Consider the following 17,510-nt stretch of genomic DNA (forward strand, 5'->3'; position numbering starts at 1 on the left):
ATATGCTTCGACTTACCCAAGACCGCCTCGGTTGGTCCGTCAGTCTGCTAATGTTCGTGCTCGTCCTGTATCCGCTGCTGGCCGTAATCATTCAGGTGCTGCTGCCCGGCGTGTTTTTCGGTCACTGGGAAATCGGGGATTTGCGCCTGTTGCTGGAAATCTTCCGCCGGCCCTTGTGGCAAAAGTCGCTGGAAAATTCGGTCGTCCTCGCTTGCGGGACGACCGTTCTCGCTACGCTGCTCGGCGGCATTCTGGCGACGATCCGTTCGAGCTGGCATTTTCCCACCGCCAAACTGCTGGATGCCGCCGTTTGGGTATTGCTCATCATGCCCTCCTTCATTTTGGCGCAAGGCTGGGTCATGTTCTCGGCCGGCGGCGGACTCGCCGTGCAGCTGCTCGGCTGGACTTGGATCACCCAAGCGGTGTTTCAGCCGGCCGGACTGATCGTCGTCATGACGCTCAGCAAATTTCCGCTGGCCTACTTAAGCGTGCGCTCGGCCATGGAATGGAAAGTCGAACAACTCTCGGATGCGGCGAGGCTCAGCGGCTCATCCCCTTTTCGCGTCTGGCGTACGATCCAGGCCCCTTTGCTGCTCCCGGCTTTCCTTGCGGGTGCAGCTCTAGTATTCATGGACACGATTGGCGATTTCGGGCTCCCGGCTTCGATCGCCGCCATCTATCGTTTTCCGACGTTGCCCTATTCGATTTATTCGGCGCTGTACACGTCGCCGATCCGCTTTGATATGGCCGGGGTATTGTCGTTTTACCTCGTCGTGCTGATCGGGCTCGCCATGCTGCTGCAATTTTATGCGCTTCGCCGCTCGCGGTTCGACTTTTTGTCGGCCCGCGCCGTGCCGGCGGCCCCGAAACCGGCCGGGCGCCTGACAGGGCCGCTCGCGCTGCTAAACGTGGCCTTTTTGTCCGTGGTCATCGGCATTCCCATCGGTTCGAACGTTCTGCTGTCCGTGCTAAAAACGCAGGCGGGCGGGCTGCAGCCGGATAATCTGACCTGGGAGCACTACCGCTCCCTGTTCCAAAACGGGTCCGAGCTGCTGACCGGGCTTGGGCGTTCGCTCGCCATCGCCCTGCTCGCCGCCATGCTGGGGCTGTTGATCGGGTTGATGGTGGCGTACGTGCTGAATTATTCCGCTTTTCGCTTCAAGCGCGGCATCGAAGTGTTGTCGCTGGTGACGCTGGCCGTGCCCGGCGTCGTGCTGGGGATCGGCTACATCTTCGTTTGGAACCAGCGCTGGCTGGACTCTATCGGTTTGCTGCTTTACGGCAAACCGGCCATCCTCGTACTCGCCGCCATCGCCGGAGCGATCCCGGTCATTACGCGGGTTCTCATCGGCGCGATGGCCAAGGTGCCCGGCAGCCTGTTGCATGCCGCCCAACTGAACGGGGACGCATGGCTGGGCCGAATGCGCAGCGTGCTGGCACCGCTCATTCACGGGGCGCTGTTATCCGCCGGGCTGGCGGCGTTTGGCTCCAGCGTATTCGACTTGGCGGTCAACTCGATTTTGTTCCCGCCGAACTTCATCACCTATCCGATCTCCGTCAACAAAGCGTTCGAGGATATGCGGTTCGGTTATGCTTCGGCCGCAACCGTATTTGGCGGAGGCCTCGTCGTGCTCATGATGATCCTGCTGGAAATCCTGCTTCGACGTAAGGAGGCAAACTATGGAAACCATTGACAAAAATACTCCCGCATTATTGGAAATTCGCGGACTCATCAAGCAATACGGTTCGTTTCAAGCTTTATCCGGCGTGTCTTTCGACATGAAGGAAGGGGAGATCATCAGCGTGCTTGGCCCCTCCGGCTGCGGGAAATCGACCCTGCTGCAGCTGGTTGCCGGACTCGCCCGTCCCGACGGCGGCGAAATCCGGTTGAGGGGCCAAACGATCGCCTCCATCAAAACGATGATCCCGCCCGAGAAAAGAAACGTAAACATGGTGTTCCAGGATTATGCGCTATGGCCGCATATGACCGTGTTCGATAATGTCGCTTACGGACTGAAAAGGATCGGACGCGAGGAAAAAGCCGCCCGCGTGCGGGAACTGCTCGATCTCCTGCAACTGAGCGGCCTGGAGCACCGCTTGCCGCCGCAATTGTCGGGCGGACAGCAGCAGCGCGTGGCCATCGCCCGCGCTTTGGCGACCCGGCCGGGGCTGATCCTGCTGGATGAGCCTATGTCCAATCTGGACATGCGCCTGCGGATCGAGATGCGCACGGAGATGGCCTATCTGTTCCGCAAGCTGGGCATGAGCGTGTTCCATGTCACGCACGACCCCGAGGAGGCGTTCTCGATGGCGGACCGGCTGCTCATCTTACGGAACGGTGCGGTCGATCAGATCGGAACGCCGCAGGAATGCTTCACCCGGCCGGCCAGCCGTTGGGTCGCGTCGCTGCTCGGTGCGATCAACCGGCTACCCGGCCGCCTGGAGCGGGCTCGCGGCAGCGGCTCCGCGGCGATCCGCATCGGGGCCGAGCGCGTTTGCGGCGTCGGCGGAGCGGACTTGGCCGGACTGCCGGACGGCGCCGAAGCCGAGCTGCTGTTTCGGCCCGAACAGCTGCAACTCGCCGCTTCGTCCGATGCCGCTTCGTCCGATGCCGCTTCGTCTCCGGAGGCGCAGGCGAACCGCTTATCCGTCCGCATCGTCTACTGCACCTTCGAAGGCACGCGCTGGCGTGCGATGGCCGAAACGGACGAAGGACGCACGCTGCATCTGCTGGCTTCGGGGCCGCTCCCGGCGAACTCCCGGCATACGGTCGTTTTGCCTACGGCCTCTGCCTTCATTTACGCGGCAAGAGACATTGAAGAGCGAAAGGGTACTGCCACATGAACATCACCCACAATCCGCCGCGCTTACTGGCGGTTTCCGATATCCACGGCCATAGCGGGGGGCTAGAGCTCTTGCTGGCCGAAGCAGGATACAGCCCTCAGCGAGACCGGCTGGTCCTGCTGGGCGACTATATCAACGCCGATCCTTATACCTGGGGCACGCTGGATTTGATTCAGCGGTTGACGGAGGGGGGAGCCACCGCCTTACTGGGGAATCTCGAGGTAAGCCTTCTTCGGAAAACGAATGGCACCGCCGAGCGGCTTGTTCCGGCGGACCGGCTGGATTGGTTAAGCGCGCTGCCTTATTACGCCATCGTAGACGACTGGCTGTTCGTGCATGCCGGACTCCGCCCGGGAGTACCGTTAGACCGCCAAACGCCCGATGACCTCACCGGAATCCGCGACGAGTTCTGGTCTGCGGTGCCGGATTGCGGCTATGCCGTCGTGTTTGGCCATACGCCCACCTTCAAGCTGGGTGCCGGGCCCGGAGACGTCTGGTCCGCCGCCGGCCGCCTCGGCATCGACACCGGAGCCAAGCACGGCCAGCGCCTGACCCTGCTTGATTTGAGCGGCAAGCTCGCCTATTCCTGCTCCACCTCTCCTGCCAACCTGTACGGCGACGTTCGACGGCATACGCTGCGCCTTTCCGGGCGTGTAAAATAACAGGCACTTCATGCCCTTATTCGGGTTGGCGGCTACCTATGCTAAAAAGCCAACCTTGGCAGGTTGGCTTTCATTAAGCTTATGGAAACTTCATCAAAACTCCTCGTACACCGCCGGATCCTGGTTTCTTAACCGGCCGTCCGGGCGGGATAAACCGGAGATCCGGCCCATTTCCGTTTCGTCCAAAGCGAAATCGAAAATCGAGAGGTTCTCCAGCTGCCGTGCGGCGGACGCTGATTTGGGGATGGAAACGGCCCCCAGCTGATAATGCCAGCGCAAAATAACCTGGGACGCCGACTTCCCGTAACGTTCGGCGATTTGACGGACCGTCTCGTCGTTCAACACATCGTTGCCATGGGCTAGCGGGCTCCACGATTCCGTGACGATCCCGTGTTCCTCGTGCCATTTCCGCTGCTCGGCCTGGTTGAAGAACGGGTGCAGCTCGATTTGGTTCACGCTTGGCGTCACGCCGGTTTCCCGTTCCAGGCGCTCCAGATGCTCCGGCAGGAAATTGCTGACGCCGATCGAGCGGATAAGCCCCCATTTTCTCGCGTCGATCAACGCCTGCCAGGCTTCCACGTAATGCCCTTGGATCGGATTGGGCCAATGGATCAGGTACAAATCATAATAATCCAGCTGGGCCCGGTACAACGACTCCTGGATCGCTTTCACCGCTTTGTCGTACGTGTGGTAGCGGCCCGGCAGCTTCGAAGCGACGATCAGCTCCTCTCTCGGTACTGCGCAACGTCTTACGGCTTCGCCGACCGTCCCTTCGTTTTCGTAGTTATAAGCGGAATCGATCAGTCGGTAACCGGAGCCGATCGCGCCGACGATCGACTGCACGCCTTCGCTGCCGCGAAGCGTATAGGTGCCCAAACCGACCGCAGGCAGCTTAAGCCCGTCATTTAGCGTAATTTCCGGAATGATTTGCCCCAAACCTCAACACTCCTTTCGGTATTATTTTCAGGGTATCACATTCGGAAAAGATTTCATATCGGGGTCTGGGACAAGACCGTGACGGATCTTCCAGAGCGTCGACCTGCATTTGTCCGAAGGTAGCAAAGGACCCGGATACTGCGGCATGTAACGGTGTTCGCAACGAACCCTGATCATGCTAATCCCCTCGTATTAGGGCGTTTCTCGATGTAAAGAATCCAGATATCGCTATTTGGCTAAAATGCGGCGCTTTGGAGCAGTTTAGCGGCCAATAAGGTTGCCAAGGTTCGTTGCAATTGGGGAGTCGTCATTTGAAGCTACTTAGCGTTTCTCAGATTCGTTAGCGCCGCCGTGATACGGTTCCCCCCTCCTCCGCACCGCAAATGAATAAAAACAGGCCGACCGCATCGCGTGGCCCTGAACCAACGGGCCCGCGAAGGGACGACCTTTGAATATTACTGCGGCTTAGCTTGACTCAATCCCCGGTCCTTCAACAGCTTGATAAACATCCCGCCCACCACGCTGCGGTGCTGGAACCCGATCTGTCTGGCGGTATGCGTATCGTACCAATCCGAGAACGGAACGCGGTCGCGGGTTTCATTCAGGAAGTCCCACAGCGGCGCGATGATCCGCTCGAAGTCCCCTTGCTCCTCCGCCAACGCGGCGGCCCAAACGAGCCAGTCGCCTTTGGTGTAAGACTTCCGGTTATCCAGCGGTACGCCATAGCGGTTTTGCTGTTCCTGATACCAGGCGGTTTCCCGGCGAATGATCGCCTCGTCGAAGACATGCGTTCCGAAAATGAGGTCCCAAATCAAATTGTATTTCAAGCTCCAGGTGCCTTCCCCGCCAAACGCCAGTTTGGTATGAGCGCTCCCCTCGCTTGGCTCCGCCGCGAGTTCCGCCCACTGTCCGGCCATCTCCTTGGCCGCCTGCAGGTAACGGTCCGCCTCGGCGGAATCGCCCAGCAATCCGCACAAAATCGAGTAGCTGGCTACGCCCATGATCGCTTTAGCCGACAGGTTGGCGTTGCGGGCCAAATGCCCGGCAAAGTCGTCCGTGCATAGCTGATTCTCCGGATCGAGCCCATACTCCAGCAAGTAATCCGCCCACCCGGACAACAGCTCGCGGTGCACCGCCGCAAACTCCTTTTGTCCGTCGGCCAGAGTGACCGCCGCCGCCATCACGAGCATATTGCCGCATTCCTCGACCGGCATTTGCGCCTCCCGCGCGTTCTCTCCGTACACCTGTCCGTTGGCGAGCGGGTATTGGCCGACGTCGTGCGGCGCAAACTCGAAAGGCCATGCTTCGCTGGACGCGTATTTGAAGATCGGCCGCATCATCCCGCGGACCAGCTCAGGCTGGTACAGCAAAAACAGCGGGATCGAAGGATAGCTGACATCGACCGTAGCGATGCAGCCGTTGCTAAAGCATTCTTTGGACATGAACAGCGGCTGGCCTTCCGAATCGATTACGAGCTTATGAGCAGCGATCGCCTGCCGGTAAGACAAGGCCAAAATATCGGCGTATTTCTCCCCGCCGGCACGCACCGCGTCCGCCTGCAGCTGCCGGTCAAACGCTTCGCAACGCAACGCGATGTCCGGGTATTCCCGAAGTGCGCCCGCTACCATCTCCAGCGTAGTCTTGCCGTCTTTTTTCCAATAGGCCTCCAGCTTTCGGCCAAAATATTCGATCGCATAAACGTCATCATAAGCAAGTACGATCAGATGCGATTTCTCCGCTGCTCCGTCTACCTTGCCGCAATCCCAAACGGTTGCCAGCACCGGCTGCGTATCGCGAACCGGTTGCGCCTCGTTGAGCTCGGCCTCGCCGCCGTCATAACGGATCTCCCCGGTCCGGACGAACGACTTGCGGACCTCCGCCGGTCCCATCCACGTTTGCGTATCGGGAGCCTGCTCCACCGCCAGCATAAAGGTGCCCCAGTCGATTCGCAAATCGTCTCCCGAGGCGTTCAGAATATTTTGCTCGGCATGGCTCGCCTGCAAAATCGCCAAACCCTCGGCTTGCTCCTGCCGCAAAACGACTTTTTGCTCGCTGGTATTAACGCACCATTCCCCGGTTACGTCAAAATAAACCCGCACGTCATGCGGCTTGCCGTCGATGGAACGCACCCGGAAGGACACGTAGGACGCCGGCCGCGACAGCAGCTCCAGACGATCCGGCAGCAGCGGGCTTGTAAATGCAACGTCCAGCGCAATGCCTCCCGCTTCAAAGCTGTAAATGCTGGACAGCGGCGTAACCTGAAGTCCGGTTTGATGCATTGCCTCCGGCTCTGCGTAGTAATTTTCCGGATTAGGCTCGGTTAATCCGGCGAACCGCCAAGGGGTTCCGTCGATGCGGATCAATCCGGTCAACGCGTTCCGTTTGCCTGTCCAATGCCGCGTAAAGTCGTCAGTCAGGCGGTCCGCCATCGACCAGACGCTGAAATAAGGATCGATCGTTACCAAAGGAACCGCCGGTGGACGTAATGCCGTTGTCATAGGTTATCTGCCTCCAGATCCAAAGATATAGACCCGGCCATATACCGGGCCAAGGACTTATTTAGTAATCGTAATGCGCGTACCTTCGTCGTCATGCTCGTAAAAAATCAACAAAGTTTGCGACGCCGGATCAAAGTCATATTGCAACGCAGCCGCTCCTGCCGTTACGGCCGCCGGCCTTGCTCCACAGCGAATACGGGCGGCCGCCTGCATCGGACGCGGCCCTTTGGCCGTAAACGAAATCCGGCGTTCGTCCTCGTTAAAGTCCTCGATCCGGGACGAGGCGGCAATCAACCCGCCGCCTTGACGCCCGGCGTATTCCAAATCATAGAGAAGCGCCTGCTTCCCGGGCAGGACAGTAACCTGCGCTTTCACGGGCAATCCCGCTTCAAGCAAATCCACATACCGACCTTGCAGCGTGAGCGGCTTTTCGCTGACCGACTCGGTCATCACCGAGGCAATCACGTAAGGCCCGCGGCGGATTTGGTAATAGTTCGAAGCTTCCCAGCGAAGCTTCTGGGACTGCTCGGTTTCAGCCGCCGCTTCCGCATCGGTGACGCTTCCCAAGGCCGCCATCGCTTCCCGCACCGCAGCCCGGAACCGTTCCGCCGCTTCGGCGCTTTGCGCCAGCCGTTCCGGCCGCACCCGCAAATAGGCGAGAAGTCCGTTCCCCACTCGGGTGATGCCTTCCGGCGCCCCGCCCGGACTTACGCCGAGGCATTCGAACAAATGCTCTCTTGGCGTGGCGTACCGGCGTTTCCCCTGGTTCCACCATTCCCGGACTTCGTGATACGGGTCGCTGTCGTCCCCGACGTATACTAGCGCACCGCCATCCCGCACCCACCCGGCCAGCGCGTTGTGCAGATCCGGATATTCCGGCTTCATAAATTCGTAGCTTAACACGAGCACGCGATAAGCGTCCAAATACCCCGGAAACCTCCGCACGTTGTCAAGCTGCACCGGCCGAACCGGAAGACCGTGTTTCACCAGCGGCAATGTCAAGCCGTAAAGCTCCGAAAGACTCAACAGTTCCACGGCGGCCTCATCCTTCAGCTCCACTTCGCCCGTGCCGTCGTATTTCATCATGAATCCGGCCGTTTCCGTCCCGATCCGCTTGCGCTGAAACATCGCCGAATCGGCCAGGAACACGCCGGTAACGGCGGGATTGCCGTACACCTGAACATCTTCATGCTCCATGTTCCCCAGGGTGTGCATGACGGTCAAGAGCACGCTCGCGTAATCGGCCGGGATGCCCTCTTTGCCGTTACCGTCCTCCGCAGGATATTGCCCTTCAAAAATTCTTCTTGGCCAAGGGGCTACCTCGTAACGCGATACCGCCGGATGCAGCAGCGAGGCGATCAACGTCTTGACGTAGTTTTCGCGATAATCCGCCCACGTCCGTTTCGGGTCGTCTTCGATCGGGTCGTGGAGAAACCACATTTTCCGGTCGGTTCCCCGTACCAGTTCCTGCATGATGCCGTACTCCAGAAACGCCGTCTCAAACGTCCGTTCCGCCCGTTTCCCCTCATAGACATTGGCCGTACGTGACGTCCCCGTCCAGATTTGGGCGATATAGCCGCCCACCCCGGGCAAATCGAGCAGCCGTGATTCCGGGCTGACGATCCGCCATTGGGTATAGTTGATCAGGCTATGCGTCGGCACGAAAAAGCGCAGCGGCCGGTTATAGCGGACCAGCGAATATTCCTTCAGCGCCGAGCAGATGCGGTCCAGGCAGCGGGTATACAAGTAAGCCTTGAGCTTTGAGGCGCGGTATTGCGCGTCCTCCGAAGCATGCGGCGGAATCCACGGCTCGTTATAGTAATTTTGCCATTCGCGTTTGAATGCCTCGGAATAACCGCCTTCCACCCAAAACTCCGGCTCCTCCAGATGGATCGCTTCCACGCCCGCATCCACGGCGGGACGAATCCGCTCTACCAGGAAATCGGCATAGCTCACTGTGGGCACCATGTAAGGAATGTCCGCCGAAGTGCCGTGAATGATCGTTTCCCCGTCGTGGTATTTCTGCGCTTCATCCCAGTGGGAACGGCCGTCCACCTTGCCGTTCAAGTAATCCTGATAACCGCCCCAGGATACGCCGGTCATCAAGTGCACCCGGTAGCCTTGCTCCGCCCATTCGCGGATCCGCCGCGGCATCGATTCGTTAATGCCGTATACCATCACGAAATCCGCCTGCAGATCGTACGCCGGCCCGAAGGCGCTGCCCTCCTGAAATCCGGTCCGCTCTTCCGCCCGTGATCTCCCAGTCACGATTGAACTCCTCCTTCTTCCGTCTAGGCCAACGCCACGCGAATCGTCTTAATTTCAAACGGCGTAAAGGACAAGCTTACTTCATTCGTCCGTTCCGCCAGCATTCCCGTCGGGTTCTCCAGCAAATCGGCTTCTTCGATCGTCCGGCAATCCAGTCCGAGCGACAGCCGGGCCTCGGCTCCGGCGCCTGCCGTCTCATAGAGCCGCAAGATCAGATGATCGCTGTCCTCGGCTTTTTTCACGGCCTCTACCATAACGTGCGGGTGATCGATTTGCGCCAAACAGGCCGGCTGAATCATTTTCTTCCCGCCGCCGCTTGGCACGAGCGCTTCCGCCAGAGTCACCGGAACGTTCAACTCGTACCCTTTGCGGTATACGCCGGCCTGAATGAAATCGCCGGCATGCGGATACAGGGCATAAGTGAACTTGTGCTCGGCCTGGTCGGCTTTCGGATCCGGGTAGGCCGGACTTCGCAGCAAATTCAGGTCCAGGACGCCGTTCTCCGCACTGTGCCCGTACTTGCAGTCGTTCAGCAGCGCCACGCCGTAATCCGGTTGCGACAGATCGATGTAATGATGAGCGCAAATTTCGTCGCGCGCGAACTCGATGGCATTGTTGCGGGTCGTGGGCCGCTTCAGCACCCCGAACTGAATTTCGCAGTTGACCTGATCGGTTGCCACATTCACCGGAAAAGCGACCCGCAGCATTTTGCCCGCTTCCCGCCAATCGGCCTCGGTATCGAACCGCAGCAGTTCCCCGCCTTGCTCCAGGCTGACGGTTTGCTTCAGGGTCGACTCCCCGAACCGGTACTCCTGCTCGACGATGACGCGCGGCCCAAAGGCATAGGCGCGCATCCGCACCAGCTTCATCGTGCCGGCGATCGTCTCGCGGTAGTCGCGCGGGAAATCCCAGGCATCCCCGTCATCATGGTAGACCGTAAATACGTTGGCTTTCGTTCCCGGCCGCAACGTTTCCCGTCCGGCCGCCTTATCGTACAGCGATACGATGCCGCCGTCTTCGGCAAACCGGACCGCAAGCCGTTCGTTCTCCAGCTTGAAGTCCTCCGCGATCAGCGGGCCTTCGGGCCGCTCTGCTTCCGCTTCCGCAAGAGAGCGCCACCCCATCGCCGGCACTTGCACGAAATGCCAGACGCCGCCGTATTCCACCCACTCCCGCCGGCCCCATGGCAAGGAGTTGAACAGGATGGGAGCTCCGGCCGCGCCGCCGGACAAACCGGCTAACCGCCCGTAAGTATCGGCAATCATCGACTGCAATTCATCCAGCAGCTTGCCGTAACGCTCAAGCGACTCGTCGTACACTCTTGTAATCGAGGAGCCGGGCAAAATGTCGTGGAATTGGTACAAGAGCACTTCCTTCCAGATCGAATCAAGCCGTTCGGCCGGATAGGCGCTTCCCCCGCCGTCCAGCGACCAAAGCAGCGAAGCGGCGAATTCCAGTTCGCGCAACGCTTTTTCCAGCTTGCGGTTGTACCGTTTGTTGCGCGCTTGCGTGGTCAGCGTCCCCTGATGTTTCTCGAGATACAGCTCCCCGCGATAGGTCTGGAAGCGGGAAGCCTCCCGCTCCAGCCGATGGAAGAACGCAATCGCGGGTTCCTGGACAACCGGCAGCAGCCCCAGCAAATTTTTCTCCCGGGCCAGACGTTCCAAATGCTCTTCCCCCGGACCGCCGCCGCCGTCGCCAATCCCGAACAACATCAATGCGTGCTCCGAAACGCCGCGGTCCAGATAGCTCCGCTCGATTTTGGCGAGCGACCGCGGGGCCGCCGGACTATTGTAAGTGTCCTCCGGCGGCAGATGCGTCAGCACCTTCGTCCCGTCGATGCCTTCCCACATGAAGCTGTGATGCGGATGCGTATTATAGACGCTCCACGACAGCTTTTGCGTCATCATATAGTCGACTCCGGATTTCTTGAGCAGCTGCGGCAGGCTACCCGTATATCCGAAGACATCGGGCAGCCATAACACCTTGATGTCTTGGCCGAATTCCTGCTTGAAAAACCGCTTGCCGTACATGATTTGCCGTACGAGCGCTTCGCCGCCGGATATGTTCGTGTCCGGCTCAACCCACATCGCGCCCTGTACCTCCCAGCGCCCTTCCCGTACGCGCTCCTGCACCTCCGCATAAAGCTGCGGATAATGCTCCTTCATCCACGCGTATAGCTGCGGCTGGCTGGCGCCAAACACGTAATCCGGATATTTCTCCATGTTGCGCAGCGCAGTGGAAAAGGTACGGGCGCCCTTGCGGATCGTTTCGCGAATCGGCCACAACCAGGCAAGATCGATATGCGCGTGTCCGATTGCGCTGACCGTTATTACCGAATCGCCGCCTTGCCGGGCCAGTTCCGGGGCGAGTTTCGCCTTGGCCGTCCGCACCGTTTCGTCGTTGATTTCGGAGAGCAAATTGGCCGCCTCATAGACGCTTCGCAGCACCCGCGCCTTTCTGGCGCTTGCGTCCGGCAGTTGTTCGGCCAGCTCGATCAGCACCTCCAGGTCATAATACAATTGGCGCGCTTCTTCATGGCATACGGCGATGCACGCTTCCTTAAGCGTTCCGCTGCGGAAGTGGCCAAACAAATCGTTGCAGCCGCCGTCTCCCCACAAATCGATGACTTCGCCGCCCTGGGCCGCGGCGCTGACATCCACTACGCGTTTGCCGGGCATTCCCAAACTGTAATCGAATTCGGAGCTCACATTCGTCAGGCCTTGATGCGGGGTTCCGGCTTCGTCCACCAGGCACAATTCCCCGTTAATGTCGATCAAGAGCACCACTTTGCGTCCTGCGGCAAGTGCGGGCACCTCCCCCTGAAAATGAAACCAGGCGCAGTCCCATAGCTCTCCCCACTTGTCGCGGGGCTTCAGTTCGACCCGACTGCCGGACTCCCGATTCGCATAGGTTACCGGCTCTTTTGTTACCCAAGCGGTAACGGTAAGAGAGGATACCGGTTCATAAATGTAATTTTGCAGCTTGGAAAGCCGCCCCTTCGCTTTTTGGGTCATGATCGGATTTGTTTCATAAGGCATGCTGCATCACTCTTTCAATGTAATTTACTTCGTTATGGCCTCCGCCTTCTTCTGCGCATCGTCCAGAATCGACTTGATATCTCCGTTTGTCATCAATGATTTGGTTACCGCATCGCCAAACATTTGCCAGATCTTCGAGTCTTCCTTGGCAAACGTCGGCAATCCTTGCACGTTCCCGGCCATCGCCAAAAAGTGCTGATACATTTCCGGATGCGCGGATTTATAGTCTTCCGTTTCGGCGATCGCTTTCAACACCGGCGAGCGGACGCCCGTATCGGCGATCAGTTGCTGAATTTCCTCGCTGTACATGGCGCGGATGTAAGCAAATGCGGCTTCCTTGTTCTTCGCATCCTTCGGTACCGAATGGAACGCTGCGCCGATCGTAATGTTGCCTGCCTTGCCGTCCGAGGACAACGGAATTTGCGACATCCCGTAATCGATGCCGATTTGCGAACTTTCGATAGCCCGCCAAGGTCCGTCGATCAGGTAAGCGATTTGCCCTTTTTTGAAGGCGTCGAAGTACGATCCTTCATTCGTATTGGCCATCAGGCCGGCCGGGTGAGCGCCGTTCAGTTGTTTCATAAATTGCACGGTTTCTACGTTGGCGTCGGAGTTGAAGACCGGTTGACCTTGATCATCGGCAAATCCCCCGCCATTGATAACCATAAGCGTACCATACCGCAAATAGCCGCCTGCGTTTGGTCCGGCATATACGCCGCCGCCGTAAAACTTGCCTTTGCCCGCTTCCGTTACCTTTTGCACGTTCGCCAGCAACTCATCCCATGTCGCCGGGGCTTTGTCCGGATCGAGTCCGGCTTCCTGCACCAGCTTCTTGTTCCAGAACAAGCTGCTTACGCCCGGCTGGGAAGCAAAACCGTAGATTTTACCGTCATATTCCATCGGCTTCCAGGCCGCAGGCGCTACATTATCGCGAATTTCTTGCGCCATGTCGTCCGGGAACGGCTCGAGCAATCCCTGCTGGGCGAAGCCCGGCATTTGCGTTTCCCCGACGATGATATCGGGCATGTTTCTCGCCAGGAAGCCGGCCGTTTGTTTTTGAATGAGCGGTTCGCCCCAGCCCCAATCCTCCATTTTCACCGTGATGTTTTCAGCTTGCATTTTCTCAAGCATAATCGATTGATAAAAGTACGGGAAGACGCCGGCCTTTAATGGGCTTCCTGAGGTATAGCTGAAGTCTTCGGCGACGAGCCGCGGATTTTGCGCTTCGTCGGCAATCAGCGCTTGTTTCTTTTTCTCCAGCAGGTCATTCAGCACACCGACGCCAACGCCAACGGCGCCTTCGTTCAGTACGGTAATGGTCGTGCCCCCCGCAGGCGCAGGTTCACCTGCATCGTTTCCTGTCGACGTGTTTGTTCCCGAATCGCCCGCAGCCTGATTATTGCCTCCGGCATTGCCCGAATTGCTTGCATTGCCGCCTCCGCAAGCGGCCAAACCGATGGTGAGCAGGAGCGAGAGAGTGAGGACAGTCATTTTTTTCAACAACATACGTGAACCCCTCCATATCAAATTTTATTTGAACTACCGTTTTGAACTACCGTTTCAATGAAGGTTCAAAAAGTCAGGTTTGCAGCACCGAGAAGGTTGGATGAAGCTTAGGGACTGAGTAGCGGAGCGTAGCTGGAGGCTACGTGAGCAACGGAAGTCCCGGCTGAATTCAAGATTCGACGTCGATTAAGCTCCTTATTGTTGCTTCGTGATGGAAAGATGACTTTTTGACTACCTTATCTACCCTTTGATGCCGGTGTTGGCTAGGCCTTGAACAATGTATTTCTGGAAAAAAGCAAAGATGAGCAGTGCCGGAATCGTGATGCCAAGGCTTAACGTGATGATCATCGGGTAGTTGATCACAGCGCCCGGACTTGTTCCAACGGAAGATATTCGCGTGATCGCCGCCGGAAGCGTTTGCAAATAGTCGCTGGTCGTGTAGAAGAAAGGCGTGATAAAGTCATTCCACGTCCCCAGCGCCGTCGTAATCGCGACATAAGCCATAATCGGCAGCTGCAGCGGGAATAAAATCTGAAAGATCAGCCGGAACGTTCCGGCCCCGTCCACGATCGCGGCCTCGTCGATTTCCAGCGGCACTTTTTCCAGCGACTGCTTCACCAGGAAGGTACCCATAATATTGATGCTGGGTCCGCCGATCAAATAAACCCACCACGAGTTCAGAATCCCCGTTCCTCCGGTAAACACGTTGTTTCCGCCGGCAAACGGAAATCTGGCGAATTCCAGATAGGTCGGGATGATGGCCAGCGTACCGGGAATCATTTGCGTCGCGAGTAAAATCAGGAAAAGCGCGTCCCGGCCTTTGAACTTCAAGCGGGCAAAAACGTAACCGGCCAGGAACGAAGTCAAAATCGCCCAAAACGTGTTATACAGAGTCCGGATAAGCGAATTTCTAAAATACATCGCAACCGAAGAATTCACGGTTCCTACAATCAGCTCTTTGAAGTTCTCCAATGTCGGTTGTTTGGGAATCGGGAATATGCCCAGCACGGTGGCCGTAAATTCCGTTTTGGTGAAGAAGCCGGCAAGCACCATAAAGATCAGGGGGTAGAGCAATATCAAACCGATGCCAAGCAGCAAGATATGGGCAATAAGATATGCGGGTTTGAACTGCTTTTTAAAATTGGCGGTTGTTGTCTTTGACATGGTTTCCGCTCTCCTTTCCTGCCCGTTTTACCGGTTTGATCGGTATCGTGGTTTGCCTGTCGGTTTTGGTTGACCGGTTGTAATAAAGCACGGTGGCTACAATGACGATCAGCGCCATGATCAGGGAGGATGCCCCGGCCATGCCGAGGTTGAAATCCCAGAAGCCGTCGCGGTAAATGCGGAAGACAAGCACTTCCGTCTGCCCGTATGGCCCGCCGTTCGTGATAAACAGCACCTGCTCGTAAATCTGGATCGCGCCGATCAGACTGGTGATCACGATATAAGTCGCAATCGGTTTCAGACCCGGTAACGTCACGTAACGCAGCTTGCCAAGCCGTCCCGCCCCGTCAATTTCCGCCGCCTCATAGAGCGACACGTCTACGGATTGCAGCCCTGCCAGCCAGATCAGCGCCGCTCCCCCCACGCCTTTCCAAACCGAATAAACCACGATCCAGAAAATGCCCCAGCCTACGGAATACTGCCATACGATCGGTTCTTTGCCCATCGCTTTTAAGATGTTGTTGATGACCCCGTTATTCGTGTCGAGAAAAATGTTAAAGACCTGCGTGGTGGCAACCGTCGCCGTAACGGCGGGGATGTACCAAATCGAACGGTAAAAACCTTTGCCGAAGAGCGGCATGTTCATCAGCAGCGCCGCCCCAAACCCCGAAGCCAGCGTGATGGACGTCACGAGTCCGCCAAGCCAGATCGATCTCCATAAGGCGTCCGTGTAAACCGGATTTTGAAAGAAGCTGACAAAATTGTCGAACCCGATAAAGTTGGGCGTGTCCGCCAGCCCTACCCATTCGAAAAAACCGAGAGCAAAACCAAACAATGTCGGGAACCCCGATACCACAAGCCAAAACAAAAACATCGGTACCAGGATGACGGCGGCGATGATGGCGTCTTTATGCCTGCCCAGCCCCCGGTTGAAAGAAACCCTTCCCTCCCGTTCTGCCGTTTTCTCCATAACCCAAACAACCTCCTTACTAATTTCCGCCATTCAAGACTGTGATGAGTTACAATTCAAATTGTATTATTAACTATATTGCATTATGTCATTTAAGTCAAGATATTGGATATATCATTTATCGCTAATATATCGCAAAAAAAGACACCTGCCGCGTCAGCAAGCAGGCGTCCTTATCCGTCGAAATTTCCGCTCCGATTCTAAGTTGCCTATTTGCGCAGCGGCCCTGTGGATTGGCTCTCGATCAATTTGGGCTGGAGGATTACCTTCGTATATCCCGGCTCCTTAATGTCGGTGCTTTCGAAAAGCTGCAGCAAAATATTGGCCGCCGCTTCCCCCATTTCGATCTCCGATTGCGAGATATGCGAGAAATATCCCCACTCGTGCAGCCCCGGCGACGGGTCGTCGAACGTCAGGATCGAGACGTCCTCAGGAACCTTCAGCCCGAGCTCCTTGCATATCGAGTAAATGTGCAAGCCAAGCCGTCCGTTGAGCGTAATATAGGCGGTTGCGATTTGGTTCTTGATGAACCGGTACAAGGGATGCTTCTTGTCGATTCCGCTGTAATCCACGTTAAAATCGGTTAAAATCAGCGCCGGATTAATCATCGCTTCTTTTTGCTTGAGCGCCTCCATATACCCGTTGATCCGGTCCTCCACCGTAATCGTCGGAAGCGGGGAATCCGAACAAATGGCGATGTCGCGGTGCCCCAAGCCCCAGAGGTAATCGACGGCAAGCTGCCCTCCGATCAGACCGTCGCTGCGCGCCACGTTCGTAGCCACCCCGGGCAGGTACCGGTCGATCAGGACGAACGGAAAGCCGCGCAGCTTGAGGGACAAAATTTCCTCGTTGTACGTTTCCGCATCGCACGGAAAAATGATCAACCCGGCCGCGCCTTTGCGGATCAGGTCGCCTATCGCTTCCTTTTCCCGTTCGATGGAATTGTTGGTCAGCACGATCTGCAGGCGGTATGGGCTGTTTTCGATGACGTTGTTGATCCCCTGCAGCAGGCGAATAGCGAAATAATCGACTAGCATCGGCATGACCAATCCGATCGTTTTCCGAGCTTCGCTCTGTAAGGCCGCTTCGCCGGCCGCCGGCAAGAGATCGCCGGGACCGCCCCCGTACGCCCCGGCTCCATGCGCCGCACTTCCGTCGAGCGGAGTCCGCGACGGAGATTCAGGCGAAGGCAGCCCTTGATGACGAAGCAATTCTCCGATCCCTTCGCTGACGAAGCTGCCCCTGCCGGGAATACGGTAAATCCATCCGTCCTTCGCAAGCTGCATCAACGCGTTGGCCACCGTAATCCGACTGACGTCGAATTGCTCCATCAGCTCTTTTTCCGAAGGGATTTTATCGTTCTCCTTCAGCTCACCCCGCAGGATCGAATCCTTGAAATGCTGCTGAATCTGCATATATAACGGTTTTCGTTCGTTTTGCATATGGGCTCTCCTATCTTTATCCTCTTATACCATTTACGTTATATCATTTATGTCATTTAGTCAATTAGAGAAAATGTCATTCGCTTGCTTGACAATCATTATTGGATATATTAAACATATTATACAGGTGTTATCGTTATATCCGAGCAAACGGCCGACAAAGGAGGGAATTCGCGTCA

General features: G+C 57.2%; 11 protein-coding genes. 3 read left to right on the top strand and 8 right to left on the bottom strand.

The window, feature by feature from the left end; translation table 11 throughout:
• Positions 1–2: 2 nt before the first annotated feature.
• Genes ACQ4N8_RS05405 through ACQ4N8_RS05415 form a run of 3 tightly spaced genes read left to right on the top strand, consistent with a single transcriptional unit; the run spans position 3 to position 3,506 of the window.
• Positions 3–1,694: an ABC transporter permease gene (locus ACQ4N8_RS05405; protein WP_430703323.1), complete on the top strand. Its 1,692-nt coding sequence runs from the start codon at positions 3–5 to the stop codon at positions 1,692–1,694.
• Complete coding sequence (locus ACQ4N8_RS05410; RefSeq protein WP_430703324.1) at positions 1,681–2,844, top strand: ABC transporter ATP-binding protein; 1,164 nt, start codon at positions 1,681–1,683, stop codon at positions 2,842–2,844. The genes ACQ4N8_RS05405 and ACQ4N8_RS05410 overlap by 14 nt, the downstream gene beginning before the upstream one ends.
• Positions 2,841–3,506, top strand: coding sequence for a metallophosphoesterase (locus tag ACQ4N8_RS05415; RefSeq protein ID WP_430703325.1), 666 nt, complete (start codon positions 2,841–2,843; stop codon positions 3,504–3,506). The genes ACQ4N8_RS05410 and ACQ4N8_RS05415 overlap by 4 nt, the downstream gene beginning before the upstream one ends.
• 93 nt (positions 3,507–3,599) lie before the next feature.
• On the opposite strand, the gene ACQ4N8_RS05420 is transcribed toward ACQ4N8_RS05415, so the two are convergent.
• The 8 genes from ACQ4N8_RS05420 to ACQ4N8_RS05455 form a co-directional block, all read right to left on the bottom strand.
• Positions 3,600–4,442: an aldo/keto reductase gene (locus ACQ4N8_RS05420; protein ID WP_430703326.1), complete on the bottom strand. Its 843-nt coding sequence runs from the start codon at positions 4,440–4,442 to the stop codon at positions 3,600–3,602.
• Positions 4,443–4,897: 455 nt separating this feature from the next.
• Positions 4,898–6,940, bottom strand: coding sequence for a glutaminase domain-containing protein (locus ACQ4N8_RS05425; RefSeq protein ID WP_430703327.1), 2,043 nt, complete (start codon positions 6,938–6,940; stop codon positions 4,898–4,900).
• 57 nt (positions 6,941–6,997) lie between these two features.
• Complete coding sequence (locus ACQ4N8_RS05430) at positions 6,998–9,208, bottom strand: hypothetical protein (RefSeq protein ID WP_430703328.1); 2,211 nt, start codon at positions 9,206–9,208, stop codon at positions 6,998–7,000.
• Positions 9,209–9,231: 23 nt separating this feature from the next.
• On the bottom strand, positions 9,232–12,249 hold the full coding sequence (locus ACQ4N8_RS05435) for an alpha-mannosidase (protein WP_430703329.1): 3,018 nt from the start codon (positions 12,247–12,249) through the stop codon (positions 9,232–9,234).
• Between the two features lie 24 nt (positions 12,250–12,273).
• The gene (locus ACQ4N8_RS05440; protein WP_430703330.1) at positions 12,274–13,755 is read right to left on the bottom strand and encodes an extracellular solute-binding protein; all 1,482 of its coding nucleotides are present in this window, start codon (positions 13,753–13,755) and stop codon (positions 12,274–12,276) included.
• Between the two features lie 240 nt (positions 13,756–13,995).
• Positions 13,996–14,919: a carbohydrate ABC transporter permease gene (locus ACQ4N8_RS05445; protein WP_430703331.1), complete on the bottom strand. Its 924-nt coding sequence runs from the start codon at positions 14,917–14,919 to the stop codon at positions 13,996–13,998.
• On the bottom strand, positions 14,891–15,889 hold the full coding sequence (locus tag ACQ4N8_RS05450; protein WP_430703332.1) for a carbohydrate ABC transporter permease: 999 nt from the start codon (positions 15,887–15,889) through the stop codon (positions 14,891–14,893). Before ACQ4N8_RS05450 ends, ACQ4N8_RS05445 begins: the two co-directional genes overlap by 29 nt.
• A gap of 209 nt (positions 15,890–16,098) precedes the next feature.
• Complete coding sequence (locus ACQ4N8_RS05455) at positions 16,099–17,331, bottom strand: GntR family transcriptional regulator (RefSeq protein ID WP_430703333.1); 1,233 nt, start codon at positions 17,329–17,331, stop codon at positions 16,099–16,101.
• Between the last annotated feature and the right edge of the window lie 179 nt (positions 17,332–17,510).

It is taken from the genome of Paenibacillus macerans, from assembly GCF_050565405.1.
GTDB lineage: Bacteria > Bacillota > Bacilli > Paenibacillales > Paenibacillaceae > Fontibacillus > Fontibacillus macerans_B.